The sequence below is a fragment of the Kitasatospora sp. NPDC094016 genome, from assembly GCF_040304045.1.
Classification (GTDB): domain Bacteria; phylum Actinomycetota; class Actinomycetes; order Streptomycetales; family Streptomycetaceae; genus Kitasatospora.
The window spans coordinates 64,305-91,167 of the sequence record NZ_JBEOUK010000033.1 but is presented as its reverse complement, the minus strand read 5'-3'; the positions used below and the strand labels follow the sequence as shown (position 1 = coordinate 91,167).

General features: G+C 75.0%; 19 protein-coding genes. 12 read left to right on the top strand and 7 right to left on the bottom strand.

Going from position 1 to position 26,863, the window contains the following annotated elements; translation table 11 throughout:
• The first annotated feature begins 10 nt into the window (after nucleotides 1–10).
• Both ABT015_RS26635 and ABT015_RS26630 read left to right on the top strand, forming a co-directional pair.
• On the top strand, nucleotides 11–964 hold the full coding sequence (locus tag ABT015_RS26635; RefSeq protein WP_350883288.1) for a Gfo/Idh/MocA family protein: 954 nt from the start codon (nucleotides 11–13) through the stop codon (nucleotides 962–964).
• A gap of 368 nt (nucleotides 965–1,332) precedes the next feature.
• Nucleotides 1,333–2,742, top strand: coding sequence for a DUF2079 domain-containing protein (locus tag ABT015_RS26630; RefSeq protein WP_350883286.1), 1,410 nt, complete (start codon nucleotides 1,333–1,335; stop codon nucleotides 2,740–2,742).
• A 185-nt stretch (nucleotides 2,743–2,927) separates the two neighbouring features.
• Here ABT015_RS26630 and ABT015_RS26625 read toward each other — a convergent pair whose 3' ends face one another.
• Complete coding sequence (locus tag ABT015_RS26625; RefSeq protein ID WP_350883284.1) at nucleotides 2,928–3,488, bottom strand: hypothetical protein; 561 nt, start codon at nucleotides 3,486–3,488, stop codon at nucleotides 2,928–2,930.
• Between the two features lie 209 nt (nucleotides 3,489–3,697).
• Entirely contained in the window at nucleotides 3,698–4,750 is a 1,053-nt protein-coding gene (locus tag ABT015_RS26620) for a bile acid:sodium symporter family protein (RefSeq protein ID WP_350883282.1), read from the bottom strand.
• Between the two features lie 124 nt (nucleotides 4,751–4,874).
• Between ABT015_RS26620 and ABT015_RS26615 the strand changes: the two genes are divergently transcribed.
• From ABT015_RS26615 to ABT015_RS26605, 3 genes are all read left to right on the top strand, one after another.
• Complete coding sequence (locus ABT015_RS26615) at nucleotides 4,875–5,753, top strand: LysR substrate-binding domain-containing protein (RefSeq protein ID WP_350883280.1); 879 nt, start codon at nucleotides 4,875–4,877, stop codon at nucleotides 5,751–5,753.
• A 218-nt stretch (nucleotides 5,754–5,971) separates the two neighbouring features.
• Entirely contained in the window at nucleotides 5,972–6,250 is a 279-nt protein-coding gene (locus ABT015_RS26610; protein ID WP_350883278.1) for a helix-turn-helix domain-containing protein, read from the top strand.
• A gap of 39 nt (nucleotides 6,251–6,289) precedes the next feature.
• Nucleotides 6,290–6,469, top strand: a complete 180-nt coding sequence (locus tag ABT015_RS26605) for a hypothetical protein (protein WP_350883276.1) — start codon at nucleotides 6,290–6,292, stop codon at nucleotides 6,467–6,469.
• A gap of 36 nt (nucleotides 6,470–6,505) precedes the next feature.
• Here the strand turns inward: ABT015_RS26605 and ABT015_RS26600 are convergent, their stop codons facing one another.
• Nucleotides 6,506–6,880 (bottom strand): helix-turn-helix transcriptional regulator, encoded by a 375-nt coding sequence (locus ABT015_RS26600; protein ID WP_350883310.1) that lies wholly within the window; start codon nucleotides 6,878–6,880, stop codon nucleotides 6,506–6,508.
• Nucleotides 6,881–7,402: 522 nt separating this feature from the next.
• Here ABT015_RS26600 and ABT015_RS26595 point away from each other — a divergent pair.
• A complete protein-coding gene (locus ABT015_RS26595; protein ID WP_350883274.1) occupies nucleotides 7,403–10,096 on the top strand; it encodes an SdrD B-like domain-containing protein in 2,694 nt (897 codons plus the stop codon).
• Between the two features lie 188 nt (nucleotides 10,097–10,284).
• A complete protein-coding gene (locus tag ABT015_RS26590) occupies nucleotides 10,285–11,049 on the top strand; it encodes a hypothetical protein (RefSeq protein ID WP_350883271.1) in 765 nt (254 codons plus the stop codon).
• A gap of 42 nt (nucleotides 11,050–11,091) precedes the next feature.
• Here the strand turns inward: ABT015_RS26590 and ABT015_RS26585 are convergent, their stop codons facing one another.
• Nucleotides 11,092–12,456: a right-handed parallel beta-helix repeat-containing protein gene (locus ABT015_RS26585; RefSeq protein WP_350883269.1), complete on the bottom strand. Its 1,365-nt coding sequence runs from the start codon at nucleotides 12,454–12,456 to the stop codon at nucleotides 11,092–11,094.
• Nucleotides 12,457–12,487: 31 nt separating this feature from the next.
• Between ABT015_RS26585 and ABT015_RS26580 the strand changes: the two genes are divergently transcribed.
• Nucleotides 12,488–13,696 (top strand): Dyp-type peroxidase, encoded by a 1,209-nt coding sequence (locus ABT015_RS26580; protein WP_350883267.1) that lies wholly within the window; start codon nucleotides 12,488–12,490, stop codon nucleotides 13,694–13,696.
• Between the two features lie 75 nt (nucleotides 13,697–13,771).
• Here ABT015_RS26580 and ABT015_RS26575 read toward each other — a convergent pair whose 3' ends face one another.
• Nucleotides 13,772–14,983 carry a cytochrome P450 gene (locus ABT015_RS26575; protein ID WP_350883265.1) on the bottom strand — a complete coding sequence of 404 codons (1,212 nt, stop codon included), beginning with the start codon at nucleotides 14,981–14,983 and terminating at the stop codon, nucleotides 13,772–13,774.
• Nucleotides 14,984–15,295: 312 nt separating this feature from the next.
• The gene (locus ABT015_RS26570) at nucleotides 15,296–15,628 is read right to left on the bottom strand and encodes a heavy-metal-associated domain-containing protein (RefSeq protein WP_350883263.1); all 333 of its coding nucleotides are present in this window, start codon (nucleotides 15,626–15,628) and stop codon (nucleotides 15,296–15,298) included.
• A gap of 250 nt (nucleotides 15,629–15,878) precedes the next feature.
• Here ABT015_RS26570 and metF point away from each other — a divergent pair, with 250 nt between their 5' ends.
• The 3 genes from metF (at nucleotide 15,879) to ABT015_RS26555 (ending at nucleotide 20,534) form a co-directional block, all read left to right on the top strand.
• Nucleotides 15,879–16,820 (top strand): methylenetetrahydrofolate reductase [NAD(P)H], encoded by a 942-nt coding sequence (gene metF, locus ABT015_RS26565; protein WP_350883261.1) that lies wholly within the window; start codon nucleotides 15,879–15,881, stop codon nucleotides 16,818–16,820.
• A 105-nt stretch (nucleotides 16,821–16,925) separates the two neighbouring features.
• The gene (locus ABT015_RS26560) at nucleotides 16,926–18,089 is read left to right on the top strand and encodes a permease (protein WP_350883259.1); all 1,164 of its coding nucleotides are present in this window, start codon (nucleotides 16,926–16,928) and stop codon (nucleotides 18,087–18,089) included.
• 204 nt (nucleotides 18,090–18,293) lie between these two features.
• Nucleotides 18,294–20,534 (top strand): heavy metal translocating P-type ATPase, encoded by a 2,241-nt coding sequence (locus ABT015_RS26555; RefSeq protein ID WP_350883257.1) that lies wholly within the window; start codon nucleotides 18,294–18,296, stop codon nucleotides 20,532–20,534.
• Between the two features lie 149 nt (nucleotides 20,535–20,683).
• Here ABT015_RS26555 and ABT015_RS26550 read toward each other — a convergent pair whose 3' ends face one another.
• Entirely contained in the window at nucleotides 20,684–22,474 is a 1,791-nt protein-coding gene (locus ABT015_RS26550; RefSeq protein WP_350883255.1) for a protein kinase domain-containing protein, read from the bottom strand.
• A 242-nt stretch (nucleotides 22,475–22,716) separates the two neighbouring features.
• On the opposite strand from ABT015_RS26550, the gene ABT015_RS26545 reads away from it, so the two are divergent.
• A complete protein-coding gene (locus ABT015_RS26545; protein WP_350883253.1) occupies nucleotides 22,717–26,847 on the top strand; it encodes a tetratricopeptide repeat protein in 4,131 nt (1,376 codons plus the stop codon).
• The last annotated feature ends 16 nt before the right edge of the window (nucleotides 26,848–26,863 follow it).

The window sequence follows — 26,863 nt, the reverse complement described above, 5'->3', positions numbered from 1 at the left end:
GCAGAGTTCGATGACTGACCTCGTAAGCGTCGGCCTCGTCGGCGTCGGTACCATCGCGCAGACCCATCTCGCAGTCCTGGCCGAACGGGCCGATGTGCTGGTCGAGTTCACGGTCGATCCGAACCGGCCGGAACCGCCCTCGTTCCGTGGAACCACCCCGCGTCACTACGCCGGTCTGGACGACGCGCTCGCGGAGCACCGACCCGATCTGCTCGTGCTCGCCACTCCCACGCACACGCACGCGGAGCTGGCGGCCCAGGCTCTCCGGCTCTCCACGGCCAAGGTGCTGGTCGAGAAACCCCTTGTCCACGACCTCGCCTCGCTCGGGCGGCTCCGCGCGCTGGACGAAGCGGTCGACGTGCGGGGCCGGTTGTTCACCGCGCACCACTTCGCCTTCTCGCCGGAGGTCGGCTGGGCGGCGGAACTGCTTGCCGAGCACCCCGAGTGGGGGCCCGTCACGACCGTCACCTCCGCGTTCTACGACCCCTACGTCCTCAAGGGCACCGATGCCTACGAGTCCTACGGCTCCAGCTGGATGGACTCCGGGGTGAACCAGCTCAGCATGCTCACCCGCCTGGTCGACCTCACGGCGCTCACCTCCGTCCGGCAGCTGGACGGCGGCGCCAGCGCGTGGTGCACCGCCGAGTACCTGTCCCGGGGCGAGTCTGGCACCGCACGTCTGCGCAGCAGTTGGCTCACGGGCTCCAGCAGCAAGGAGAGCAGTCTGGTCCTCGGCCGGGCGGGTGTGGAGGTGTGGATCGACCACACCTCCATGACCGGCTTCGCGGCCCGGGACGGCGACCTGCTCGCCGCCTTCGGGACGGACGGTCGGACGGCCCGGAAGGTCGCCCACTACCGGCCGCTGTACGAGAGCCTGCTCTCCGACCGCCCCGACCCGGTCCTCGGGTTCGACGCGGCCGCGAGGATCACCGAGATCCATCACGCGGCGCCCGGCGCGGAGTAGTCCCGGGGCGGGCGGGACGCTGCGACGAGCACCCGCGGGCGCTACCAGGGGGGCAACTCGCCAGCCTGGTCGGCGGCCGCCTTCCCCGGGCCGGTCGTAGCGGTTGAGGAGCCGCAAGGCCCGGCGGTTCGCCTGCAGCCACCGGACGGTCTGCGCGTGGGAGCCTGCGGGGCGCGCACGCGAGCGCACCCGCGTACGGGGGCACGGGGTGTCACGGTTCCTGAAGGTGTGCTCAGGCTTCTTCAGCGGATCTTCAGCGGGTTGGTCGGAGGCTTCTGGGGTCACTCCCCGTCCGCCCCGTCGCAAGTGAGCCCCCGTTGCCCCTGAGCCCGATCCGTGCAGCCCGCGCCACGGCCGAGACCCGGCCCGTGCCCGAACGGCGGCGGCCCGCCGCCGAGGGGGCGGGGGCGGCCCTGCTGCCCTGGGTGCTCGCCGCCGTGCTGTTCGCCGCCTACACCGCGCTGTCCGTCTCCCGTCACCTGCACCTGCGGACGAACGGCTTCGACCTGGGGATCTTCGAGCAGGCCGTGCGCGGCTACGCCGAGGGCCGCGCGCCGGTCTCCGAGTTGAAGGGGCCGGGCTTCCACCTGCTCGGGGACCACTTCCACCCGATCCTGGTCACCCTCGCACCGTTCTACCGGGTCTTCCCCTCCGCGCTCACCCTGCTCGTCGCCCAGGCGGCGCTGGTCGCCGTGTCCGCCGTCCCCGTGACCAGGGCCGCGGTGCGGGCGGTCGGCCGGTGGGCGGGCGGGGGCATCGGGGTGGCGTACGGGCTGTCGGTCGGCCTGCAACAGGCCGTCGGCTTCGACTTCCACGAAATCGCCTTCGCCGTACCACTGTTGGCGTTCTCGCTGGAGCGGCTGATACTCCGGCAGTGGCGGGCGGCGGTGGGCTTCGCCCTGCCGCTGCTGCTGGTCAAGGAGGATCTCGCGGCGACGGTCGCCGTCATCGGCTGCCACCTGTTCTGGCACGGCCGCCGCCGACTGGGCGCGAGCGTCGTCGCGCTCTCCGCCGCCACCCTGCTCCTGGTGCTGCTGGTCGTCATCCCGGCCCTCAACCCGGACGGCGCCTACACCTACCTCTCCAGCGTCGACGGCCCGGCCGGCGACCCCGTGACCAGGCTGCTCCTGCCCGGCGAGAAGTGGCACACCGTTGTCACGATCCTGGCCCCCACCGCGTTCCTGGCGCTGCGCTCCCCGCTGATCCTGCTCGCCCTGCCGACGCTGGGCTGGCGCTTCTGGTCCACCAACCCGTTCTACTGGGGGACGGGCTTCCACTACGGCGCCGTCCTGATGCCGATCGTCTTCCTCGCCTTCGTCGACGCTCTGGTCCGGCTCCGGCTCCGGTTCCGGGCCCGGCACGGACTGCGGCGGTGGACGGTCCGCGGTTCCGTGGCCGTCGGGCTCGCCGTGACGGCCGCCGCCCTGCCCGCCCAGCCCCTCGCGGAACTGGCCCGCCCCGCCACCTGGCAGCGTGACGCGACCGTCGACGCGGTGAGCGCGCTGCTGCGCCGGATCCCGGACGGTGCCGAGGTGGCCGCCGCCAACGGCTTCGCGGCCCAACTCACCGGTCGTACCCGGGTCTACCTCTTCCCCCGCTACCCGGGCGGCCCCGGCGCGCGGCCCGACTGGGTGGTGGCGGCCGACCAGCCGCGGGACGGGCTCCTCCCCGCCCGCGACGAGGTCGAAGCCCTCCGTGCTCTCCCCGCCGCCGGCTACCGCCCCGTCGCGAGCGCCGCCGGCATCACGGTCTACCGGCTCACCGACCCTGCGGGCTGACCAGGGGCGGTGGTGGGACGACGGGGGGCATGGTGACAACTCGGCGCCAACGTGCGGTGGTTGCGCCGACGCGCGCGGGGCCCGCCACGTGCGGGGTGGCCCTGCGCGCGTCGGAGGGGCGACAGGACAGCGCGTCGGAGGGACGGCAGGGCAGCGGGGCGGAGGGGCGGCAGGTCGGCCTGGTGTCAGCTGAAGGTGGCGTCGGCGGTCAGCGTCGAGTGGGCGATGTCCTGGCCGGTTCCGAGCAGGACGTCGACGCAGTTGTCCACGATCGGCTGGTCGCTGGTGACGTCCACGAGCGCGGACAGCTTCTCCCCGGCCAGGCGGGTGGAGGAGCCGGTGACGGTGCCGGTGAGGGTCCCGGCCCCGTCGACCTCGACGATGGCGATGTCGGTGATGGTGCTGCTCGCCTGCGTGCCGTTCTTCAGATTCCAGGTGAAGGTCGCCGAGGAGCCCGGCGCCAGTGCCGGGGGCGTCGCCGGGCTGCAACTGATCGCGTCGAACCTGAGCGTCGCGGTGACGGTGCCGCCCGTCACGGCCGTCGGGCCGTCCAGTGAGTCCTCGCAACCGCTCGCCGTCCCGCCGATCGCCACGGTGGTGGCCTCCGGGCCGGCCGAGAGCGGCGGGCTGAAGCTGACGGCGGCGTTCACGGTGCAGTTCAAGGTTTCCGCGGCGGCCTTCGGGGCGGCGTCGGCGACCGGTGTCACGCCGGTGCACAGGGCGGCGAGAACGGCGGACACGGTCACGGCGCTTCGGCGTACGGACACGTGGATTCCCTTTCTTTCGTCGGACCGGGGGTGAGGCCCTGGCTCTCGGAGCGCGGTGGGGCGGGCCGAAGGGTGACGGTGGCACGGCGCGAGGAATTCCGGCCGTCGCCATCCCGGGGATCCCGCCGATACGCCTCGAATGGTCCAGCACTGCGGTCCGGCCCTCCGCTGAGGGCGCGCGGCGCCCGTCAGGCCACGGGGTCGAGGGCCTGCACGGCCGCCGGCTGTGCCGTGGCCCCGGCGCCCTCGGCCTGCGCGCCCCAGCGGCGGGCCAGGACGGCGCAGACCATCAGTTGCAGTTGGTGGAAGAGCATCAGCGGCAGCACCACCAGCCCGGCCGCCGCGCCCGGGAAGAGGACGGCGGCCATCGGGACGCCGCTGGCCAGGCTCTTCTTGGAGCCGCAGAAGACGATCGCGACCACGTCGCCCCGGCCGAACCCGAGCCGGCGGCCGACCAGCAGCGTCGCGGTCAGGACCAGCCCCAGCAGCGCCGCCTCCACCCCCAGCAGTGCCGCCAGCCGGGGCAGGGAGAGGGCGCTCCACACCCCGCCCACCACGGCGGCGCTGAAGGCGCTGTAGACGACCAGCAGGATAGAGCCGCGGTCGACCAGGCCGAGGACGGCGCGGTGGCGGGCCGTCCAGGCGGCGATCCAGGGGCGCAGCACCTGGCCGGCGGCGAAGGGGAGGAGGAGCTGCTCGGCGATCTCCAGCACGGTGCCCGGCGAGACGCCGCCCTCGGTGTGCAGGAGCACGGCGGCGAGCAGCGGGGTCAGGACGATGCCGAAGAGGCTGGAGAAGGTCGCGCTGCAGACCGCCGCGGCCGTGTTGCCGCGGGCGATGGAGGTGAAGGCGATCGAGGACTGCACGGTGGCGGGCAGCAGGGTCAGGAACAGCAGGCCCTGGTAGAGCTGCGGCGACAGCACCGTCGGCACCAGCAGATGGGCGGCCACCCCGAGCAGGGGGAAGAGGCCGAAGGTGACCGCGAGCACGGTGCCGTGCAGCCGCCACTGCTTGAGCCCCTCCCAGGCCTCGCGGGCGGAGAGCCGGGCGCCGTAGAGGAAGAACAGGACGGCGACCGCGCCGGTGGCGGCGTCCGAGAAGGCCGGTGCGGCGGCGCCGCGGGCGGGGAGCAGGGCGGCCACTGCCACGGTGCCCAGCAGGGCGGCGATGAACGGGTCGACCCGGAGGCGGGCGGGGCGCCGGGGCAGGTGGGAGCGGAGCGGGCGGTTCGGGCGAGGCATGGTTCTCCGCGGTGGCGGTTCGGGTGGGACGGCCCCAGCCTGCCGCCCGCCAGGGTGATTGTGAATCCCGCTGGCGGCACTCACTGTCATCATGATCTGTGATATCAGCGGATAGAATGGCTGGATGTTCGATCCGGTGCAGTTGAGGTCCTTCCTCGCGGTGGCCCAGACCGGCGGCTTCACCCGGGCCGCCCAGCGGCTGGGGTTGCGGCAGTCGACGGTCAGCCAGCACGTGCGGCGGCTGGAGACGGCCGCCGACCGGCAGCTCTTCCTGCGCGACACCCACTCCGTACAGCTCACCAGCGAGGGCGAGGCCATGCTCGGCTTCGCCCGGACGATCCTGGAGGCGCACGAGCAGGCGCTCGGCTACTTCGCGCAGACGCAGGTGCGCGGGCGGGTGCGGTTCGGCGCCTCGGAGGACTTCGTCCACACCGAGCTGCCGCAGATCCTGCGGAGCTTCCGGCGGAGCAACCCCCAGGTCGACCTCGAACTCACCGTCGGCCTCAGCGCCGTGCTCTACGAGCAGCTGGCCGACGGACGGCTCGACCTGGTGCTCGGCAAGCGTCCTCCCGGCGGTGGCTCGCAGGGCCAACTGGTGTGGCAGGACAAGCTGGTGTGGATCGCTGCGGAGGATTTCCGGACGGACCCGGCGGAGCCGCTGCCGCTGATCGTCTACCCGCCGCCCAGCTTCATCCGGGTCCGCGCCCTGGAGGCCTGCGAGCGTGACGGGCGGCCTTGGCGGATCGCCTGCACCAGCACCAGCCTCTCCGGGGTCCGGGCCGCCGCGCTGGCCGGCCTCGGGGTGGTGCCGCACGCCCGCAGCCTGATCCCGTCGGGCCTGCGGGTGCTGCCCGACCAGCCGGGCCTGCCCAGCCTCGGCACCACCGAGTTCGCGCTCACCACGGGGCGCACCACGGCGCGCGGCCCGGCCCGGGTGCTGGCCCAGGCCGTCCTCGCGGACGCATTCCGCCTGCAACGCGCACCGGAGCGGGCGGAGCCGTGACGGGGGGCGACGGCCGGGGGTCGCCCCGGCCGTGGGCGAGCGCGCGGCAGCGGCGAGGCGGCGTGCCGGCGGGTTCCTACCGTCGATGGTGACAGAGAGTCAAGGACGGTGGCCCGAGGCTGACTTCATGCCGCCCTGCCGTTGAACCCGGCGGTTCCCCGGTCGCGTTACGAAGGCTAGAGCAGCCGGCTGACGCGGACAGGGAAAGGTCGGGAAAGATGCGATTTGGCGACATGCTGCACGGACACCGGAAGCACCGGGGCCTGACCCAGCAGCAACTGGCCGACCTCGCCACGCTGAGTGTTCGCGCGGTGCGCAACCTGGAACGGGGCGGGGCGCTGCGGCCCCGGCGGGAGACGGTGCGGCTGCTCGTGGACGTGCTGCGGCTGGACGCCGACCAGCGGGCGCAGTTCGAGTCGGCGGCGTTCTCCGAGGCGCCGGGCGGGGCGGCCCGTGATCGCGGCCCCGGCTTGCGGGTGCCCGGGGCGCGCGTTTGAGTGGGAAGGTACCGGCGGAATCGGGGGCGAGGAGGCGCCATGTCGCACCACAAGTCCAACAAGGACGTCGAAGGCGACCCGGACAGCGGGCACGGGCGCGGTCTGCCCCGGCGGCCCGACGAGGAGGAGCTCGACGAGCGCACCGAGGAGGACCGCGAGGAGGTGGGCCTGCCCCCGGACCCGGACTCGGTCGACCGGCCCGAGCAGGGCCGGCGGTAGGGGTCGGGGCTGGGGCCGAGCTCGGCCGGAGCCGCGCTACGGGCTGGTGGGGTCGCCCGCGCCCCCGGTCCTGGTCGGCCGGGTGTGGACCTTGGCGACGCAGGCCGGGAGGGCGGCGGCGTGGTCGTGGTCCCGGGCCCGGTACGCGCTGGGGGTCTCGCCCACCAGCTGGGTGAACCGCGAGCTGAACGAGCCCAGCGAGGTGCAGCCGACCGCCATGCAGACCTCCGTCACGCTCAGGTCGCCGCGCCGCAGCAGCGCCTTGGCCCGCTCGATCCGGCGGGTCATGAGGTAGCCGTAGGGGGTCTCGCCGAAGGCGGCGCGGAAGCTGCGGGAGAAGTGGCCCGGCGACATCAGTGCGGTGTGCGCCAGCGCCGGCACGTCCAGTGGCTGGGAGTAGTCGCGGTCCATCCGGTCGCGGGCCCGCCGCAGCCGGACGAGGTCGGGTAGGGGGACTCGGGACGCCTGGGGCACGTGTGCCACGCTACCCGCCCGGTCCGACAGGGGCGCGCGGAGGCGTGCGCCGGCCGCCGCCCCGGGCTGCCGCGTCCACGCCCGCGCCCCACCCGCGCTCCACCCGCTTCCGCGTGCCCGTCCCCGCCTCTGCGCCCCCGTCCCGCCCCAGCGCGCTGCGCCCCGCCTCCGCACCCCACCGCCCCGTCCGGACGAATTCAGGTCGAAGGCGGTGTTTTCGAGCAGGGTGGTTGGTATCGGATGAGCAGGCCCTGATTCGAACTGGTGATGGAGCGGGCGTGTCGCTCTTGTCACGCATGCACATGAAGTTTCGTCAATTCCCTTGCGGAGAACTTAGATTGCCGATCTGCTGATGACTCCTGATCGGCCAGGGTGTGATAACCCGTCGATGATGAGAGCGGGACATTGGGACGAACGAGTCAGCGAACAAGGTGCGCCGCGCAGGTCGCGGCGCTGACGGTGGGACTGTCCGCCACGGCGCTGGTGACGGCGCCGGCGGCCTTTCCACAGCCCGGCGACGGGACGGTGACCGTCCGGGTGATCCGGGCGGTGGACACCAGTGGAGTGTGGACACCGGCCCTGGAGCCAGGGCTCGCGGGCGTGAAAGTGACGCTCACGGATGACGCCGGGCTGGCGATCGACGGGGTGACGGCCGCCGACGGGACGGTCACCCTGGCCCCGGCGGCGGCCAAGCCGACCGGGGGCAAGTACCGGGTGCAGGTGGTGAATCCGAAGCCCGGGGTGCTGTTCCCGGCGTTCGCCTCGCGGCAGGGGCTGGACGGCGCGCCGACCCAGCTGAGCAGCAACGAGGAGTTCGTCGACCTCTCGGGCGGCAAGAACGTGGCGTACACCACCGGGCTCTGGAACCCCGGTGACTACTGCCAGAAGAACGCGCCGCTGGTCGCGGCCTGCCAGCCGATGGACCGCGAGGGCGGGGTCCAGCGCACGCTGGTCTCCTTCCCGTACAGCGCGCGCGGCCAGGACGGTGAGGGCGTGACCGCCACGAACCTCGCCACCAACGCCGATACCGGCACGCTGTACGGCATCGCCTGGAACAAGGCCGACCGGCGGTTGTTCTCCTCGGCGGTGGCCAAGCGCACCACCGACTACGGCCCGGGCGGTGCCGGGGCGGTCTACGTCACCGACATCGCGCAGAAGAAGACGACGCTGTTCACCACCGTCCCGAACGCGGGCTCGACGGCCCACGGCGGCGGCACCGACGACGCCTTCCTCGACACGCCGGGCAAGGAGAGCCTCGGCGGCATCAAGATCACCGACGACGGCAAGGACCTGTTCGTCGTCAACCTCAACGACCGCAGGCTCTACCGCTACAACGCCACCCTGCCGGCCGCCGGGAGCCCGACGGCCTCCTACCCGATCCCCGACCCGGGCTGCCCGGCGGCGGGGGACTGGCGTCCGTTCGGCCTCGGCCTCCAGGACGGCACCGGCTACCTCGGCGGAGTGTGCTCCGGCGAGTCCACCGGCAAGCTCACCGACCTGCGCGCGGTGGTCCTGCCCTTCGACCTCGCCACCGGCGTGTTCGGCAAGCCGGTGCTGGACCAGCCGCTGGACTACCCGCGCCAGTCCACCGTCGGTGGGGGGCCGTGCGACGGCGCGGGCTGGTTCCCGTGGACGAGCACCTACCCGACCACGCAGAACGGCCGCCCGTGCGGCAACGCCACCATCGCCAACCCCGAGCCCGAGCTGGGCGAGATCACGTTCGAGACCGACGGCTCGATGCTGCTGGCCTTCCGCGACCGCTTCGGCGACCGCGCGCCGGGCGCCCCGGCGCCGGGCTCCGTCGCCGTCGTCATGTCCGGCGGTGACCTGAACAAGGCCTGCCGGGCGAACGGCACGTACGTGATGGACACCAACAACGGGTGCGGGCTCGCCCCTCGGGGCACCCGGTTCTTCGACACGAGCTGGGGCGGCCACCGCAACACGGCGTTCGCCGGCATGGCGCTCTCCAAGGTCGAGAGCACCGTCGCGGTCTCCGCCTTCGACCCCAACCACACCGCCTTCGGGTACGGCACGTCGTTCCTCCAGCGGGCGAACGGCCAGCAGGACCCGCAGTTCGGCTTCCGGCTCAACCCGGCCGGGACGGTCGCGCCGTTCGGCAAGGGCGCCTCGATGGGCGACCTGGAGGTGCTCTGCGACCAGGCGCCGCTGCAGATCGGCAACCGGGTCTGGTACGACCCCGAGCGCAAGGGCATCCAGAACCCGGGCCAGCGCCCCGTCGAGGGCGCGACCGTCCACCTCTACGACGAGTCGGGCAAGCTGGTCGGCACGACGAAGACGACGAAGCGCGGCGAGTACTACTTCGACGACTCGAACGTCACCGGTGGCCTCAAGCCGAGGACCAAGTACACGATCCGGCTCGACAACCCGGCGGACTACGCCAAGGGCGGGCCGCTCTACCAGTGGGTGCCCACCGACGCGGACGTCGGCGACAACCACTTCATCGATTCCAAGGGCCTGGTGCCGCCGGGTACGAAGTTCCCCGAGCGGGCGCTGACCACCGGCGGGCCGGGCGAGAACGACCACACCTTCGACTTCGGGTTCCGGCAGCAGGAGGGCGCGCTGCGCCTGGTCAAGCACGACCAGGACGGCAAGCCGCTGGCGGGGGCGAAGTTCCAGCTGTGGCACGACACCAACGGCACCGACGGGTTGCAGACCGGCGGTGACAAGCCCGACACGGCGGTGGGCGGCCCCTGCACGACCGGCGCCGACGGCCTCTGCCAGGGTGCCGGGGTGCCGGGGACGTACTACTGGCAGGAGCTCAGCCCGCCCGACGGCTACGCGGCTCCGGACACCACCGTGTTCGGCCCGCTGGCGCTGACCTCCGACAACCTCGCGGACGGTGTCTCGGTGACGGCGGTCAACCGGCTGCTGCCCACCCCGACGCCGACGCCGACGCCGACCCCGACGCCGACCAACTCGCCGAGCCCGACGAGTTCGCCGAGCACGCCGCCGGGGCCGACGGAGTCGCCGAGCCCGTCGACGGCGAACCCGTTGCCCCCGCCCGGGGGACAGCTGCCCAGCACCGGCGCCAGCGCCATGGTGCCGCTGGGGATCGTCGGCGGCGCGGTGCTGGTGGCGTCCGGCGGTGCGCTGGTCCTCGTCGCCCGTAAGCGCAGGGCGCGGCACCAGTAGGAAGCGGTGAGGAGGGGCGGGCCCGTGGCGCGATTCATGCCACGGGCCCGCCCGCCGCTCGTTCGCACGACGGTGACGACAGGCCCGACGGCGACGACAGGCCCGACGGTGACGACAGGCACGACGGCGATGGCAAGCACGCCGGCGACGACAAGCATGACGGTGATGACAAGGAGGAGGGCTGCCAGATGGCCCGCAGGAAGATCGGGAAGAGGGCACGGCTGCGCCTGCTCGTCGGGGTGGTCGGCGCGATGGTGGTCGCCGGGGCCACGGTCCTCGGGGTGACGGCCTGGGGCGAACCGGAGGAACGGGCGGTGACCATGGACGAGGCGTCCAGGCTGGCGCTGTCCCGGCTGACGCTGTACCAGGCCAGCCCGGCGGCGGTGGCGCTCACCGCGGCGGAGGGCGGCGGCGTGCAGATCCGGGTGGAGGGGGTGGTGGACTACCGCACCCGCCGGGGAGTGGGCCGCTACCAGGTCTCCGGGGCCTCGGGCCAGCTCGACCACGGCCTGATCATCTGGGACGGCGACGGCCTCGGGCTGGCCCCGGAGCCGGCCGGCTCCGGCCCCGCCTGGGAGCAGGCGGAGCACATCCCCCGCTCCGGCTGGTCGCCGCGCTCCTATACGGCGGACCCGCTGGACGCCGGGCTCGGCCTGCTGGTCCGCCTCGGCGCCGACCGGCCGGACAACCCGCTGCTGCTCGCCCAGTCCGGGGCGCGCCTGCTCGGCCGGGACCGCATCGACGGCCGCGACTACGACCGCTTCTCGGGCCCGCGCGCCCAGGGCGCCGCCCCGGACGGCGGGCCGTCGCCGCTGACCTACTGGGTCGACGGCGCCGGCTCGCTGCGCCGGGTCACCATGCGGATGACCGGCCTGGGCACCCCGACGACCGTCGACCTCACCGGGCGGCAGGACGGCGTGCGGATGCCGGAGGCGCCGTGGGCCGCCGGGTGAGGCCCCGGGGCCGCCGTTGCCGCGGCTCGCCGGGGCCCGGGCTCACCGGGGTTGCGGCACGGCGGTGGTGTCCGTGGGCAGGGCGTAGCGGTCCGGGTCGACGGGCCCCGGCAGGTCCGTCGCCGGCCGGCCCGGCGCGGCCGGGTCGGGCAGGGAGGGCTGCGCGGCCGGGGCCCGCACCTGGTGGAACGGCACGCCGGGCGGCGCCATGACGGTGGCGGGCCGGCCGCCGGGGAGCGGGCCGCGGCCCTGCGCCCCGCACGCCGCCAGGCCCTCCAACCCGTCCGGGCTCTGGGTGTCGGGCGTGTTGCCGGCGAAGCAGTTGCCGGGGTCGGTGGAGGCCAGCACGAGGTCGACGCCGTTGCCCGTGGCGCGGTTGCCCTCGACGCGGTTGCCGCTCGCCGGGTGCCCGGGCGGGTCGGTGACGATGACCCCGGCGGCGCGGTTCCCCTGGACGAGGTTGCGCAGCACCTGGTTGGCGGTGCCGCCGCCGATCCCGAGGCCGATGCCGAAGCCGCCGTCCGCCTGCTCCGGGGTGTCGGCGGCGTTGTTGTCGGCGATCACGTTCCCGGCGATCACCGCGCCGTGCTGCGGGGCGAGGGACTCCAGGTCGTTGGAGTTCACCGTCACGCCGACCCGGTTGTCGACCACCCGGTTGCCGAGGATGCTGAGCCCGTCGGAGGCGTTGGTCAGCTCGATGCCGACCGCGTTGCGCTCCACGGTGTTGCCGTGCACGAGGGTGTCGCAGGGCTTGCACTGGCCGACGTAGATCCCGGAGTCGGCCTGCCCGGAGGCGTAGGAGTCCTCGATCACGCCGCCGCGCGCGTCGAAGGCGTAGATGCCGTACAGACCGTTGTCGTACGCCGTCACCCGGGAGGCCCGGAAGCCCTGGACGGGCGGGAAGCGGCCGGTGTCCAGCGGGTCGTACGCGGAGCCGCCGGCGCCGTGCCGTTGCAGGTGCTCGTCGGTGACGCCGGTGAACAGGACGCCGTTGGCGAGGTAGCCGTGCACGGTGAGGTTCTCCACCACCGAGCCGGCGCCGGTGACGGTGATGCCGTTGACGAGCCGCACCCCGCCGTCGAGGACGACGCCGTTGCGGTCCGTCCCGCGTAGGACGATGCGCGGCTTGGTGATCCGGACGCTCTCCGGGTACACGCCCGGGTGGACCAGCACCGTGTCGCCCTCGCGCGCGACGTCCACGGCCTGCTGCACGGTCGGGAAGTCCTCCGGGACCTGGACGACCGTACCGGCCGGATGGCGCGCCTCGTCGGAGGAGGAGCCCGATGCCGCGCAGCCGGCCAGCGCGAGGGTGGCGGCGAGCAGGGCCGCGGGCAGCCGTCGCAGCGGTCTCGTCGCTCGTGCAGGTGAGGGCCGGCGAGTGAGTTGACGCATCATCAGGATTTGCATGAGAGGTGTTCTATCGTCTCCAATGTCGCCCATGCATGCCGAAACCGGAAAAGTGCGGAAACAGACGGAAGCCGCCGGACCCGGTGTCGAGCGGAGGGCGCTGCTCGCGGCCGGAGCGGTGCTCGCCGCCGGACTCGGCGCCGGCGTCCAGGCGTTGGCGCACGGCGGCCACGAAGGCGCGGCGCCGCACCCGGCGGCCCCGCCACCCGGCCCGGCACCCCTCTTCCACGGCCCCCGCCAGGCCGGCGTGACCACACCGCCGCAACCCGCCACCCAGCTGCTGGCCTTCGACCTCGCACCCGCGACCACCGCCGGCGGCCGGGACGCCCTGCGCGGCCTGCTCGCGGACCTCACCCGGTTGCTGGCCGACGCGACCGCCGGGACCTCGCCGGACCTGCGGCTCCAGGGCGCCGAACCGGCCCGGCTCACCAGCCTGGTGGGCGTCGGCCCCGACCTCGCCGCCCGGCTCGGCCTGAACGTCCCGACCGCGCTCGCCGACCTGCCGGCCTTCGCCGGCGACCGCCTCGACCCGGCGCGCGGGGGCGGCGACGTCCTCCTCCAGCTCTGCGGCGCCGACCGCTGGACGCTGACCGTCGTCGCCGAACTCGCCACCGCCGCCGCCCGCGCCGCCGGGGCCGCGCCCCGCTGGGCCCAGTCCGGCTTCCTGCCCGCCACCGCCCCGGGCACCACCGCCCGCAACCTGTTCGGCTTCAAGGACGGCACCGCCAACCCCGACGAGCCGACCGCCCGGCAGTGGGTCTGGGGCCCGGCGGGGGCGCACGAGAACGGCACCGTCCTGGTCTACCGGCGGATCCGGATGGACGTCGCCGCCTTCGCGGCCCTCCCCGCGGACCGGCGCGACCTGGTCATCGGCCGCCGCGCGGGCGACGGCGCCCCGCTCACCGGCAGCGCCGAACACGACGAACCGGACGTCTACGCCAAGAACCCGGACGGCTCCTACGTCATCCCCGCCACCGCCCACGTCCGGCTCAGCAGCCCCCGCCTCGACGGCGGCGCACGCATGCTCCGCCGCGGCTACAGCTACGACGACGGCCCGGACGACCGCGGCCTGCTCTTCTGCGCCTTCATGCGCGACCCCGCCCAGTTCACCCGCGTCCAGACCCGCCTCGCCACCCGCGACGCCCTCAACCCGTTCCTCCAGCACCAGGCCTCCGCCGTCGCCTACGTCCTGCCCGGCGCCCCCGAGGGCGCTACCCTGGGCGAGCAGCTCTGGGGTTGACGGGGGCAGGGGGCTTGCCCGCGACGGCCCGAAGCCGTCGCGGGCTGCTCGCCGCGGGCGGCCCGGCGCCCCCGGCTACCAGGTGACCGGCAGCTGGGCGGGGCTGCGGGTGGTGGTGCCGAGTTGCCAGGTGAGCCGGTCGATGGGGGTGGTGAGGCGCAGGCCCGGGAGGGCGGTGGCGAGGCGGCGGAGGGATTCGCGCATCTCCAGGCGCATCCGCCAGGCGCCGAGGCAGTAGTGGGGGCCGGCGCTGAAGGCGAGGGTCGGGGCGGGCAGGGGGTGGTCGAGGCCCGCGTCGAGGCCGTCGGGGAAGACGGCGGTGTCGCGGTTGGCGCTGCCGAGGCTGACGGCGAGGACGGCGCCGGCGGGGATCCGGACGCCGCCGAGGTCGACCGGTTCGGTGGCGCGCCGGGTGGTGGCCTCGTCGTCGCCGAGCGGGATGAAGTGGAGGAGGCGTTCGGTGACGCGTTCGGTGGTGTCGGGATCGGCGAGGCGGGGCCAGTGCTCGGGGCGTTCGCCGAGCAGGTAGACGAGGGCGTTGCCGAGGGCGCCGGTGACGCTCTCGTTGCCGCTGGCGGTGAGCCCGCAGACCAGGTAGACGAGTGACTCCTCGGGGACGCCGCCGTCCTGGTCGGCGGCCTGGACGAGGCGGCTGACCAGGTCCTCGCCGGGGTGGTGGCGGCGGCGGGCGATCAACTCGCCGGTGTAGGCGGCGTATTCGGCGAGCGCCTCGGCCGGGTCCAGGGCGCCGTCCGCCGCGTCGCCGCTGTCGTCCGGGGTGCCGTCGGCGAGGATCGCCCTGGTCCAGCGGCGGAGCCGTTGCTCGTCGAGGCGGTCCGGGCCGTCGCCGTCGAGCCCCATCAGGCGGCCGGTGACGGCGAAGGGCACCGGCCGGGTGAAGGCGGTGACCAGATCGGCGGGGGTGCCGCCGGCCGCGAGGGCGTCGACGGCCTGCTGGACGCTCTCCGCGACCCAGGGCTGCCAGCCGGCGATGGCGCGTGCGGTGAAGGCCCGTTGGACGGTGCTGCGCAGCCGGCGGTGTTCCGGCCCGTCCTGGTTGAACATCGACGCCGGGTTGCTGGAGACGTCGGCGCCGCCGCCGGGGGTGCCGACGGCGGCCAGGTCGTCGCGGGTGAAGCGGGGGTCGGTGAGGGTCTGGCGGACGTCGTGGTAGCGGGTGACCAGCCAGGCGGGGGTGCCGTCGGGGAGGGTGGTGGGGTGGGGCGCCTGCGCGGGGGTGACGGGGAGTCGGTGCAACGGGGGGAGGGCGGGTGCGGCGGTGGACATGGGTCCCCTCGGGGTCGGTGGTCCGGCGCGGGATGAGAATCCAACTGTCTTATTTACGTAGATCGTTGGATTCCGCTGCTGCTTGTCCCGTTGGTCCCGATGGTAGCGATTTCACCTCCCCCGGTCAGGGTTTCACCGGGTGGACCGGTCCATCCCGGCGACGCGATCTCGGTGGAGCCGCCGACCGGCCCGCACCGCCCGCTCGACCGGGTCTGACCGCCCGCCCGGCCCGTATCCCGCCGGGCATACCCCCACCCCGTAAGCCGAACGCCCCCGACGGTCCCGCCGTCGGGGGCGTTCGGCCGGCAGGACCTAGCCGAGGCGGCCGACCAGGTCGTAGCCGGCCTCGTCTATGGCGGCGGCGACGGCCTCGTCGGCGAGCGACACGGTGCTGTCGACGGTGACCTTGCCGGTGGCGAGGTCCACGGCGACGTCGGTGACGCCGTCGATCTTCCGCAGCTCGGCGGTCACCGAGGTGACGCAGTGGCCGCAGGTCATGCCCTTGACCTGGAAGACGGCCCGCCCGGCGGTCCCGGTGGCGGGGGTTTCGGTGGCGCCGGTGCCGCAGGAGCCGCAGCAGGAGGCGGTGGTCTCGGCAGTGGTCCCGGTGGCGGGGGACTCGACGGTGACGGCGGTCTCGGACATGGGGGTGCTCCTGTCATCAGTGCCGGGCGCCGGCCGCGGGTGCGGTCGGCCGCTTCGCCTGGAGAACGTACCATACCCCCCAGGGGTAATTGAGGGCGTCGCCTGCGACGGCCGCGAACGGGCTCCAGCAATCGTCAACCGATCCTTGTGGCACTCTCGTTGCGCCCTTTCGGCAGGGTGGGAGCGGCCGCCCGCATCCCGGCGGCCGGCGCCGGCAGGCGGCCGACCCCAGCACCCGAGGTGACACCCCATGGACCACACCACCCGACCCGGAGCGCGCGGCCCGCGCGGACTGCGCGAGATCCTGGCGGCCGGCGAGCGGACGTACTCCTTCGAGTTCTTCCCGGCCAAGGACGATGCCGGCGAGCGCGCCCTGTGGGCCGCGATCCGGCGGGTGGAGGCGGTCGCGCCGACCTTCGTCTCCGTCACCTACGGCGCCGGCGGCTCCTCGCGCGACCGCACCATCGAGACCACCGAGCGGATCGCCGCCCAGACCACGCTGCGGCCGGTGGCCCACCTGACCGCCGTCGGCCACTCCACCGCCGAGCTCCAGGCCGTCCTGCGCCGCTACGCGGACGTCGGGATCCGCGACGTCCTCGCCCTGCGCGGCGACCCGCCCGGCAACCCGAACGGCGTCTGGCAGCCGCACCCCCGCGGCCTGCGGCACGCCGCCGAACTGGTCGAACTGGTCAAGGGCTGCGGCGCGTTCACGGTCGGGGTGGCGGCCTTCCCGGAGTGCCACCCGCGCTCGGCGGACTGGGCGGACGACATCCGGCACTTCGTCGCCAAGTGCCGGGCGGGCGCCGACTACGCCGTCACCCAGATGTTCTTCGACGTCGAGCACTACCTGCGGCTGCGCGACCGGCTCGCCGGGGCCGGCTGCGACACCCCGGTCATCCCGGAGATCATGCCGGCCACCGACGTCCGCCAGATCGCCCGCTTCGCCGAACTCAGCGGCGCCTCCTTCCCGGCGGGCCTGGCCGCACGGCTGGAGGCGGCCCGCGGCGACCGGCCGGCCGCGCACCGCATCGGCGTCGACCACGCCACCCGGATGGCCGAGCGTCTGCTCCGCGAGGGTGCGCCCGGCCTGCACTTCATCACGCTGAACCGCTCCACCGCGGCCCTGGAGATCCACCGCAACCTCGGGCTGCACCGGCCGGCACAGTCCTCGGCCCCGCCGGCGGCGGCCTGACGGGGGAGCGCCGGGCCCCCGGCGAGGTGCGAGGGGTGATACCCGGTACGGGTATATGGTGCTCGGCGCTGGCGAACCCGGGGCACCAGGGAAGGCGGACCCACCATGCACGCGATCCTGCACGCGCTGTCCATCGCCGGATCGATGACCTGGGAGATCACCTGGGCGCTGATCCTCGGCTTCCTGCTCTCCGCCGTCGTCCAGGCCGTCGTCCGCAAGTCCACCGTCGTCCGGCTGCTCGGCGACGACCGCCCCCGCACCCTCGGCGTCGCCGCGCTCCTCGGCGCGGCCTCCTCCTCCTGCTCGTACGCGGCCGTGGCCCTCGCCCGCTCGCTGTTCCGCAAGGGCGCGGACTTCACCGCCGCGATGGCCTTCGAGATCGCCTCGACCAACCTGGTCGTCGAACTCGGCATCATCCTGGCCCTGTTGCTCGGCTGGCAGTTCACGGCGGCCGAGTTCGTCGGCGGGCCGGTGATGATCCTCGTCCTCGCCCTGCTCTTCCGGCTGCTGCTGCGTGACCGGCTGCTGCGCGAGGCCCGCGCCCAGGCCGAACGCGGCCTGGCCGGCTCGATGGAGGGCCACGCGGCGATGGACATGTCCGTCGCCGGGGAGGGCTCCTTCGTCCGGCGGCTGCTGTCCCGGCAGGGCGTCACGGCCGTGTCGCACGTGTTCGTGATGGAGTGGGCGGCCATCCTCAAGGACCTCGTCCTCGGGCTGCTCATCGCCGGTGCCATCGCCGCCTGGGTGCCGGACTCCTTCTGGCAGGCCTTCTTCTTCGCCGACCACCCGCTCGCCGGGCGGCTGTGGGGTCCGCTGGTCGGCCCGGTGGTGGCGATGGCGTCCTTCGTCTGCTCGATCGGCAACGTGCCGCTCGCGGTGGTGCTGTGGAAGGGCGGGATCAGCTTCGGCGGGGTCGTCGCGTTCATCTTCGCGGACCTGCTGATCCTGCCGATCCTCAACATCTACCGGAAGTACTACGGCCGCCGGACGGCCCTGTTCCTGCTCGGCACCTTCTACGCGGCGATGGTGGTGGCCGGCTACACCGTCGAGTTCCTCTTCGGCGCGCTCGGCCTGGTCCCCGACCAGCGCGAGGCCGAGATCCCGATGGCGGGCATCGAGTGGAACTACACCACCTGGCTGAACATCGTCTTCCTGCTCCTCGCCGCCGCCCTGCTCGCCCGCTTCCTGCGCACCGGCGGCCGCGCCATGCTCCGGATGATGGGCGGCGAGCCCGCGGCCGGGGACGGGCACCGGCGCGACCTGCGCTGACGCCCGGCGGTGGGTACCTCCCGGGGGTTTCGGGCGGGGCGGATCGCCGATCCGGAAGATACCCAGTGGGGGTATCTGCTTGTTCTGGGTACCCCTGGGGGGTATAAAGGAACTCGACGCCGACCGATACCCCCCTAGGGTATGAAGGCCGGGCCGGGGACGCTCAGTACGTCCCCGGGACGACGACTGTCACGAGGAGCAACGATGACCACCCAGGCACCCGCCTCCACGGAGGTGGAACTCTCGATCGGCGGCATGACCTGCGCCTCGTGCGCGGCCCGCATCGAGAAGAAGCTGAACCGTATGGACGGCGTCTCGGCGAGCGTCAACTACGCCACCGAGAAGGCGAAGGTCGCCTTCCCCGCGGGCGTCGACGTCGCCGACCTGATCGCCACCGTCGAGGCCACCGGCTACAGCGCCGCGCTGCCGAAGCCGCCGGCCGCCGAAGGCCCGGCCGGGCAGGCCGAGTCGGCCGACGAACTCGCCCCGCTGCGCCAGCGGCTGGTCACGGCGGTGGCGCTCGCGGTGCCGGTGATCGCGATGGCGATGGTCCCGGCCCTGCAGTTCGACAACTGGCAGTGGCTGTCGCTGGTGCTGGCCGCGCCGGTGGTCACCTACGCCGCCTGGCCGTTCCACCGCGCCGCCTGGACCAACCTCAGGCACGGCGCCGCGACCATGGACACCCTGGTCTCGCTCGGCACCGGCGCCGCGTTCCTCTGGTCCCTGTGGGCGCTGTTCCTCGGCGACGCCGGGATGCCGGGCATGCGGCACGGCTTCGAGCTGACCATCGCCCGCAGCGACGGCGCGTCGAACATCTACCTGGAGGCGGCGGCCGGCGTCACCGCCTTCATCCTGGCCGGTCGCTACTTCGAGGCCCGCTCCAAGCGCACCGCGGGCGCCGCGCTCCGGGCGCTGCTGGAACTGGGCGCGAAGGACGTCACCGTGCTGCGCGGCGGGGCCGAGGTCCGGATCCCGGTCGGCGGCCTGGCCGTGGGCGACCGGTTCGTGGTCCGGCCGGGCGAGAAGATCGCCACCGACGGCACGGTGGTCGAGGGGGCCTCGGCGGTGGACGCCTCGATGCTCACCGGCGAGTCCGTACCGGTCGAGGTCGGCGTCGGCGACCAGGTCACCGGCGCCACCGTCAACGCCGGCGGCCGGCTGGTCGTCGAGGCCACCCGGATCGGCGCGGACACCCAGCTGTCCCGGATGGCCCGGCTGGTCGAGGACGCGCAGAACGGCAAGGCCGCCGCCCAGCGCCTCGCCGACCGGATCTCCGCCGTCTTCGTCCCGATCGTGATCGTCCTGGCGGTGGCCACCCTCGGCTACTGGCTGGGCACCGGCGAGGGCTGGACCGCGGCCTTCACGGCAGCGGTCGCGGTGCTGATCATCGCCTGCCCGTGCGCCCTGGGCCTGGCCACCCCGACCGCGCTGCTGGTCGGCACCGGCCGCGGCGCCCAGCTGGGCGTCCTGATCAAGGGCCCGGAGGTGCTGGAGTCCACCCGCAAGGTCGACACCATCGTCCTGGACAAGACCGGCACCGTCACCACCGGCCGGATGACCCTGCTCGCCGTACACACCGCCGAGGGCGTCGACGAGGCCGAGGCGCTGCGCCTGGCCGGCGCCCTGGAGCACGCCTCCGAGCACCCGATCGCCCGGGCGATCGCCACCGCCGCCGCCGAGGCCGGTGGACTGCCCGCGGTCGAGGGCTTCGAGAACGTGCCGGGCCTGGGCGTCCAGGGCGTGGTCGACGGCCACGCGGTGGTCGCGGGCCGGGAGGCGCTGCTGAACGACTGGTTGCAGTACCTGCCGGAGGGCCTGGCCGCGGCCAAGCGCGCCGCCGAGGCGGCCGGGCGGACCGCGATCGCGGTGGGCTGGGACGGCGAGGCCCGGGCCGTCCTGGAGGTCGCGGACGCGGTCAAGCCGACCAGCGCCGAGGCGATCGCCCGGCTGCGCGGCCTGGGCCTGACCCCCTTGCTGCTGACCGGCGACAACCGGGCGGTCGCCGAGACCGTCGCGGCCGAGGTCGGCATCGCTCCGGAACACGTCATCGCCGAGGTCATGCCGCAGGACAAGGTGGCGACCGTCAAGCGGCTCCAGGCCGAGGGCAGGGTCGTGGCGATGGTCGGCGACGGCGTCAACGACGCGGCCGCCCTCGCCCAGGCCGACCTGGGCCTGGCGATGGGCACCGGCACCGACGCCGCGATCGAGGCCGGCGACCTCACCCTGGTCCGCGGCGACCTGCTGGCGGCGGCCGACGCCATCCGGCTCTCCCGCAAGACCCTGGCCACCATCAAGAGCAACCTGTTCTGGGCCTTCGGCTACAACGTCGCCGCCCTGCCGCTGGCCGCGGCCGGGATGCTCAACCCGATGATCGCGGGGGCCGCGATGGCCTTCTCGTCGGTCTTCGTGGTCGGCAACAGCCTGCGGCTGCGCCGCTTCCGCTGAGCCCGTCCATCCTGCTGGACCCACCCGAGCCGCCGGGGCCCCGGACCGCACCAGGTTCCGGGGCCCCGGCGCGTTCCGCTCAGCCCCGCTCAGCCCCGTTCAGGCCCGCGCAGCCCCGCTCAGCCCCGTTCAGGCCCGCGCAGCCCCGCTCAGCCCTGCTCGGGCAGCGCCACCGCCTGCCACCGGTACGCCGCGTCCTCCTGCCAGCACTGCAACTCGCCCTCCACCACCGCGGCCAGGCACAGCCGCCAGTCCTCGCCCATCGCGAGCGCGACCCGGGTGGCCGGGCGCAGCGTCGGCCGCCACCAGCGCGGCCGCCGGGAGGCGCCGCCGGCCGGCAGCCGCAGCCGGACGCCGCCCGCGCCGGCCAGCGCCACCGTCGGGCCGCCCCGGTGGCCGGCCATCGCGACGCCGAGGGAGGGCTCGCCGTCGCCGATCTCGGGGGCCGGGCCGGCCGCGCCGAGGGTGTGCAGTTGCACGGAGCCGTCCGGGCGCAGCGTGGCGGCCTGCGGGCCGGCGGAGGTGCGGGCCAGCGCCCCGGCGCGCAGGGCGCCGGGCGGCCCCAGCGGGGCGGGGCCCCGCGCCGAGCCAGGTCGCCAGCTCAGCACCCGCTCCCGGTGCTCGACCAGGACCAGCCAGGATCCGGCCCGCTCCTCCAGGGCGGCGAGCACCCGGTCGGCCGGGCAGCCGGGCAGCTCCTGGCCGGTGAGGGTGCGGCCGGGCGCCCAGCGGTAGGAGCGCAGGGCGCCACCGGCCGCCGTCCAGACCGTCATCTCCCCGGCGGAGTCGACCGCACCGGCGAGCCCGCTGACGCCGCGCGCGGCCTCCCACCAGCCGGCCGAGGTGCCGACCCAGAGCGTCCCGCCGCGGTCCTCGGCGCAGACCACCAGTTCGCCCTGGCCGCCGGCCCAGCCGGCCAGCAACTCCCGGACCGGGCCGGGCCCCTGGCCGGCCGGCAGGCGCTGACCGTGGTGTCCGGGGCCGGCCAGTGCGGTGCCGTCGGCGCCGCCGGTGACCAGCAGCGGCCGGCCGGCCCGGTCGGGCAGGACGGCCAGGCCGGCGGTGCGCGTCACCGGCCGGCGCGAGCGCAGGAGTTCGCGTCCGCGGCCCACCCAGGGGCCGAGCGGGGAGGGGCGGCGGTCCGGTTCGCGGGCGAGCGGTTCGCAGGCCCAACGCGCCAGGTCCTCGCCGTAGCCGGCGGCCAGGAGTTCGGCGCGGGCCTGTTCGGCGGCGAGCCGGTGGTCGAGCCGGCCGTGGTCGGGCAGCAGCAGGGTGCGGGCGAGGGTGCCGACCGCGAACAGGTCCTTGGCGGTGGTGGGGAAGCCGCCGACCTGCTCGGCCTCCGGCGGGACGTGCCCGGGGGTGAACACCGCGACGGTGAGGGTGTGGTCGAGCGGGGCCAGGAAGGTCAGGTCGATCAGCTTGACCTGGTTCTGGGCGTCCACCAGGACGTTGGCGGGGGAGATGTCGCGGTGCACCCAGCGTTTGCGGTGCAGTTCGTCGACGATCCGGCAGAGCCGGGCCAGCACTTCGGCCACCGCCGCCGGGCCGCCGCGCTGGGTGCGGGCCCAGGTGTGCAGCGGCACGCCCTCGACCCAGGGGGAAATCTGGTAGCCGAGCAGCCCGGCGGAGGGCGCGGCGCCGGGCCGGTGCGGGGAGGGGCCGAGCAGGAAGCTGGGCACCACCAGGTCCGTCACGCCCAGGCGGTGGGCGTTGTGCGAGACGTCGTCCCAGCGGCCGAGCCAGCGCCGTACCTCGGAGGGGTCGCGCTCCAGCATGATCTTCGCGGCGACGATTTCCTTGAGCCCGCTGTGGCCGGTCCGCACCGCCCGCCACACCTCGGCCTCGCCGCCCCGGTGGTGGAATTCCAGGAGCTCGTACTGCTCGGGGTCGAACTCCGGCCCGAACCGGAGCCCGGGCACCCAACGCGACTCGGACACGCATCCCCCGACTGGTCCCTGTTGGCCTGTTCGCCCTGACCCGGCCTCGGACCGGTTCCCGCGCGGTGGTTCTCGCACCGCTTCCGCTGCGTCGCCCAGGATAGTGCTCGATTCTGTTCGTCTGTCCGGTGGAGGGCCTATTCTGATGGGCGCCCGAGCAACATCGAAACGGCGTCAAGTCATGTTCACACACCGCGTGTTGATCATCGAGTGGCGTATTTCCAAGCGCAGGGGGACGGTGCATGGTGCAGCTCGCGGTGCTGCTGGTCGTGGTGGCACTGGCCGGTGCGGCAGCCGTCGTACTGGCCCGCCGCCGACGGAGCCTGGACGCCCAGGCCGTGGCCAAGGCACTGGCCGCGGCCGCCGAACGGCTCGCCGCCGGCAAGGCCCCACAGGCCCGTCGCCGCTACGCGCGTCTCGCCCAACGGCTCGCCGCCGGCCCCGAGGAACTGCGCCCGCAACGCGGCCTCGCCCTGCTCGGCCAGGCCGAGGCCACCGTCCCCACCGGCGACCGGCAGGCCACCCTCGCCCTGCACCGCGAGGCCTTCCCGCTGCTCGCCGACCCGGCCCGGCAACTGCCCCGGTGGAGCCTGCACCGCCTCGCCGAGGAGCGGATATCCGCCCCCGAGGGCGACCTCGGGCCGCTGCTCGCCTTCCTCCAGGCCACCGCCGGCGGCGCCGAACCCGGCGAGGAGGCCGCGGCCGCCGCCCGCGCCACGGACTGGCTCCAGCGGCGCTGCCGCGAGGGCTCCCCCGAGCAGCGCGAGAGCGCCACCACCCGGTCGCTGGCCGCGCTGCCCGGCCGGGACTGGCCGGTCCTGGCCCGGGCCGCCCTGCTGCGCGGCACCGACCGCGCCGCCGAGGCCGAGACCCTGCTCGCCGCGTCCGCCCCCGGCGGCAGTGGCGAACTCTGGTTCCGCTGGGGCGCCCAGCTGTTCACCCTGCACCGGGACGAACCCGCCGTCGCCGCCTTCGACGAGGCGCTGCGCCGTGGCCCCGGCGAGCCCTCCCCGTGGGGGCGCGGCCCGGCGCTGCGCACCGAGAGCCTGCTCTTCCGGGGCCTGGCCCGGCAGCGGCTCGGCGCCACCGACGCCGCCTGGTCCGACCTCGCGGCCGCCGCCACCGAGACTCCCGGCGATCCCCGCCCCCGCTACGCCCTCGGCCGGCTCGCCCTGCTGCTCGGCGCCGACGACCAGGCCCGGGACCAGTTCACCGCCGCCCTGACCGTCCAACGCTCCTTCGCCCCGGCCCGGTTCGGCCTCGCCCTGGTGCACGAGCGGGCCGCGCGCCCCGCCGAGGCGGCCGCCGACTACCGCACCGGCCTCGGCCTCGCCCCCGACTGGCGCCCCGCCCGGGTCCGGCTCGGCGCGGCCCTGCTCGCCGCCGGGCAGGCCGCCGAGGCCGCGCCCGTGCTCGGTGCCGAGGCGGACGTCGAACCGGACTCCCGCTGGGCCCGGATCGCCGCCTTCCACCACGGTCTCGCCCTCGCCCGCACCGACGACCCGGCCGGCGCCCTGGCCCGCTGGGAGCCGCTGCACGACGAGGACCTGCGCGAACGGCAGGCCCTGGCCCGCGACCGGCTCGCCCGCACCCGGCTGGCCGGCGACCCGGTGGCCGCCCGGGAGCTCTGGCAGCAGGCCGCCGCCGACCACCCGGCCGCCCCCGGCTACCGGGCCGCGCTGCGCGAGGCCGCCCTGCGCGAGGCCGCGCACCTGCTGATCACCGGCCGCGACCGGCCCGAACCGCGCGCGCGGGCCGCCGCCGCCCTCGCCCTCGCCGACACCCTGGCCGGCTCCGTCACCCACCGGCAGGCCCGGTTGCGCGCGGCCCTCGCCCTGGCCGGGGGCTCCACCGAACCGCTGGGCACCCTGCTCGACGCCGCCACCGGGCCGCGCGACCGTTACCACCTGGCCGCTGCCGCCCTGCTGACGGGCCGTCCGGTCCAGACCATCGCCCTGCTCGCCCCGCTCGCCCCCGACCCGGCCGGCGACCCGGCTCTCGCCCGGCTGCGGGCGCTGCTCGCCGAACGGGCCGGCAACTGGGCCGCCGCACTGGACTGGTACCGCCACTTTCTGACCGCCGGCCAGACCTCCGAACCGCCGCAGCCCCCGCCCGCGACGGCCGGCTGCGCCGTCTGCCCCGCCCCCGCCACCGGTGCCTGCGCCGGCTGCGGCCGGGAGGTCTGCGCCGCCCACCTGCACGGCCCCACCGACGGCGCCTCGCCGCGCTGCGTGCGCTGCGCAGGCCCCGCGCTGCGCGCCGTCCTGGACTGCGCCCGCCGGGCCGGCGTGCCCGAGCAGGCCGAACCCGTCCTCGCGGCCTGGGCGCAGGCCCTCGGCGACAGCCCCGCCGCCGCGCCCGTACGGCTGGACCTCGCCCTGCTGCGGGCCGAACTCGGCCGACTGGATGAGGCGTTGGCCGACCTTCCGGCGGACGCCGCCGCCGCGCGCGGCGCCGTCCTGATCCGCCGGGCCGGGGCCGCCCTCGACGCCGGGGAGCCCGGACGCGCGGCCGTCGACCTGCGCCAGGCCCTCACCCTCGCCCCGGGCCGACCGCAGGCCGCCGCCGCGCTCGTCCTGCTCGCCGAGCACGAGGCCCACCAGCACGCCGTCGAGGGCCGCCACCGCGAGGCCTGGGACGGCTACCGCGCCCTGCTGCTCAAGGACCCGGCCCACCCCCGACTGCTGCACGCGCTCGGCCTGGCCGGCTACCGGCTCGCGGTCTCCCTCCAGACGGGCCCGGAAACCCCGGAAGGCCCGGACGAGCGGATCTGGACCTGGACGCTCGGCTGCCTGGTCGCCGCCCTGCACCAGCCCGACCTGTGGGCGGAGTCCGCCCGGATCACCGGCCGCCCGGCCGAACCGCAGCGGATGTCCACCGCCCGCAGCGCTCTCACCGACCGCCTCCGCGAGGACCTGCGCGCCTTGGACCGGGCCGCCGGCCGCACCGGCGACGAGGTCACCGCCTGGACCCTGCGCCTCGGGATGGAGGCGCACAGCGCCGACGCCTTCGCCCAGGAGGACGTCCGGATCACCCTGCCCGGCCGCCCCGCCCGGCGCCTCGCCCTCGGCCCCGCACTCGACCGGCTGCTCCGCCAGGAGCCCGAACTCGCCGCCTGGGCGGCCGGGTTCGACGAGGCCGTACGGGCCTGGCGGCGACCGGAAACCCCCGACGGGCACCCGCTGACCAGGGCCCTCGGCCTGTTCGGCGACCTCGGCCCGCAGCGCTACCTGCTCCTCCAGGGCCGCCAGGCCGCCGCCGTCGGCGCCCTGGACGCGGTGCCCGAGGCCGAACGCGGGACGGGCTGGCGGGACCTGCTCGGCGAGAGCCTGGTCAGCGAGGCCCGCGAGCACCACCGCAACCAGGACTGGCGCGAGGCCCTGGACTGCCTCACCCGCGCCCGGGCCGTGCCCGGCGCCGTGCTGCCCGCCGACGCGCCCGCGATCGCCGCCGAGTCCGGCGTCCGGGCCGCCCGCGCCCTGCTCAAGAGCAGCGACGACGACCAGGCGGGCGCTACCGAACTCCTGGAGAAGGCCCTCGCGCTGGCCCCCGACCACCCCGAGGTGCGCGGCGACCTCGGTGCCACCTACGCCCAGTGGGCCCGCAAGATCAACAACGAGGACAAGGACTACCCCCGCGCCCTGGTTCTGCTGCGCAAGAGCATGGAACTCGCCCCCGGCGACCCGACCGCCGTCCACTTCCTGGAGGCCGCCCTCGGCAACCGGGCCAGCCAGCTCAGCCGCCCCGACGCCCCCGAAGCGGAACTGGAGGAGGCCGCCGACGCGTGGCGGGAGCTGATCGCGCTCAACCCCGACCCGGACCACCGGCTCGGCCTCGCCTTCGTGCTGCGCCACCTCTCCCGCATCGCCGCCTTCGCGGACCACCGCGCCCTCGCCGTCGCCCGGATGGCGGAAGCCCTGCGCGCCGACCCGGAATGGGACGGCGACACCGAGGAGGAGGCCCCGCGCCGGGTCGCCGTGATGCTGGCCAACCACATGCTGGACAACCTCCAGAGCAGCCCGTTCACCACCCAGGCCGCCATGCTCCAGAAGGCCAGGTCCTACGACGACTCGGCCGAGATCCGGCGCCTGATGGTCAGCGTCTGGCGCGGCGAGGCCATCGGCCACTACGAGGCCCACCGCTACCCCGACGCGATCCGGCTGCTGTCGGAGGCGCTCGCGCTGTCCCGCGCCCCGGAGGACGTCGCCAAGCTGCACGTCGAACTCAGCGTCGTCTACAGCTCCTACGCCGTCAGCCGGGCCAACCTGCGCCAGTTCCGGGAGGCCCGCTCGCTGATCCGCCAGGCCGTCGAGTACAACCCGGACGACCGCGACCTGCGCGCCCTGCAGCGGAGGATCGGCGCACTGCGCTGACGGCAACCGCGGAGCC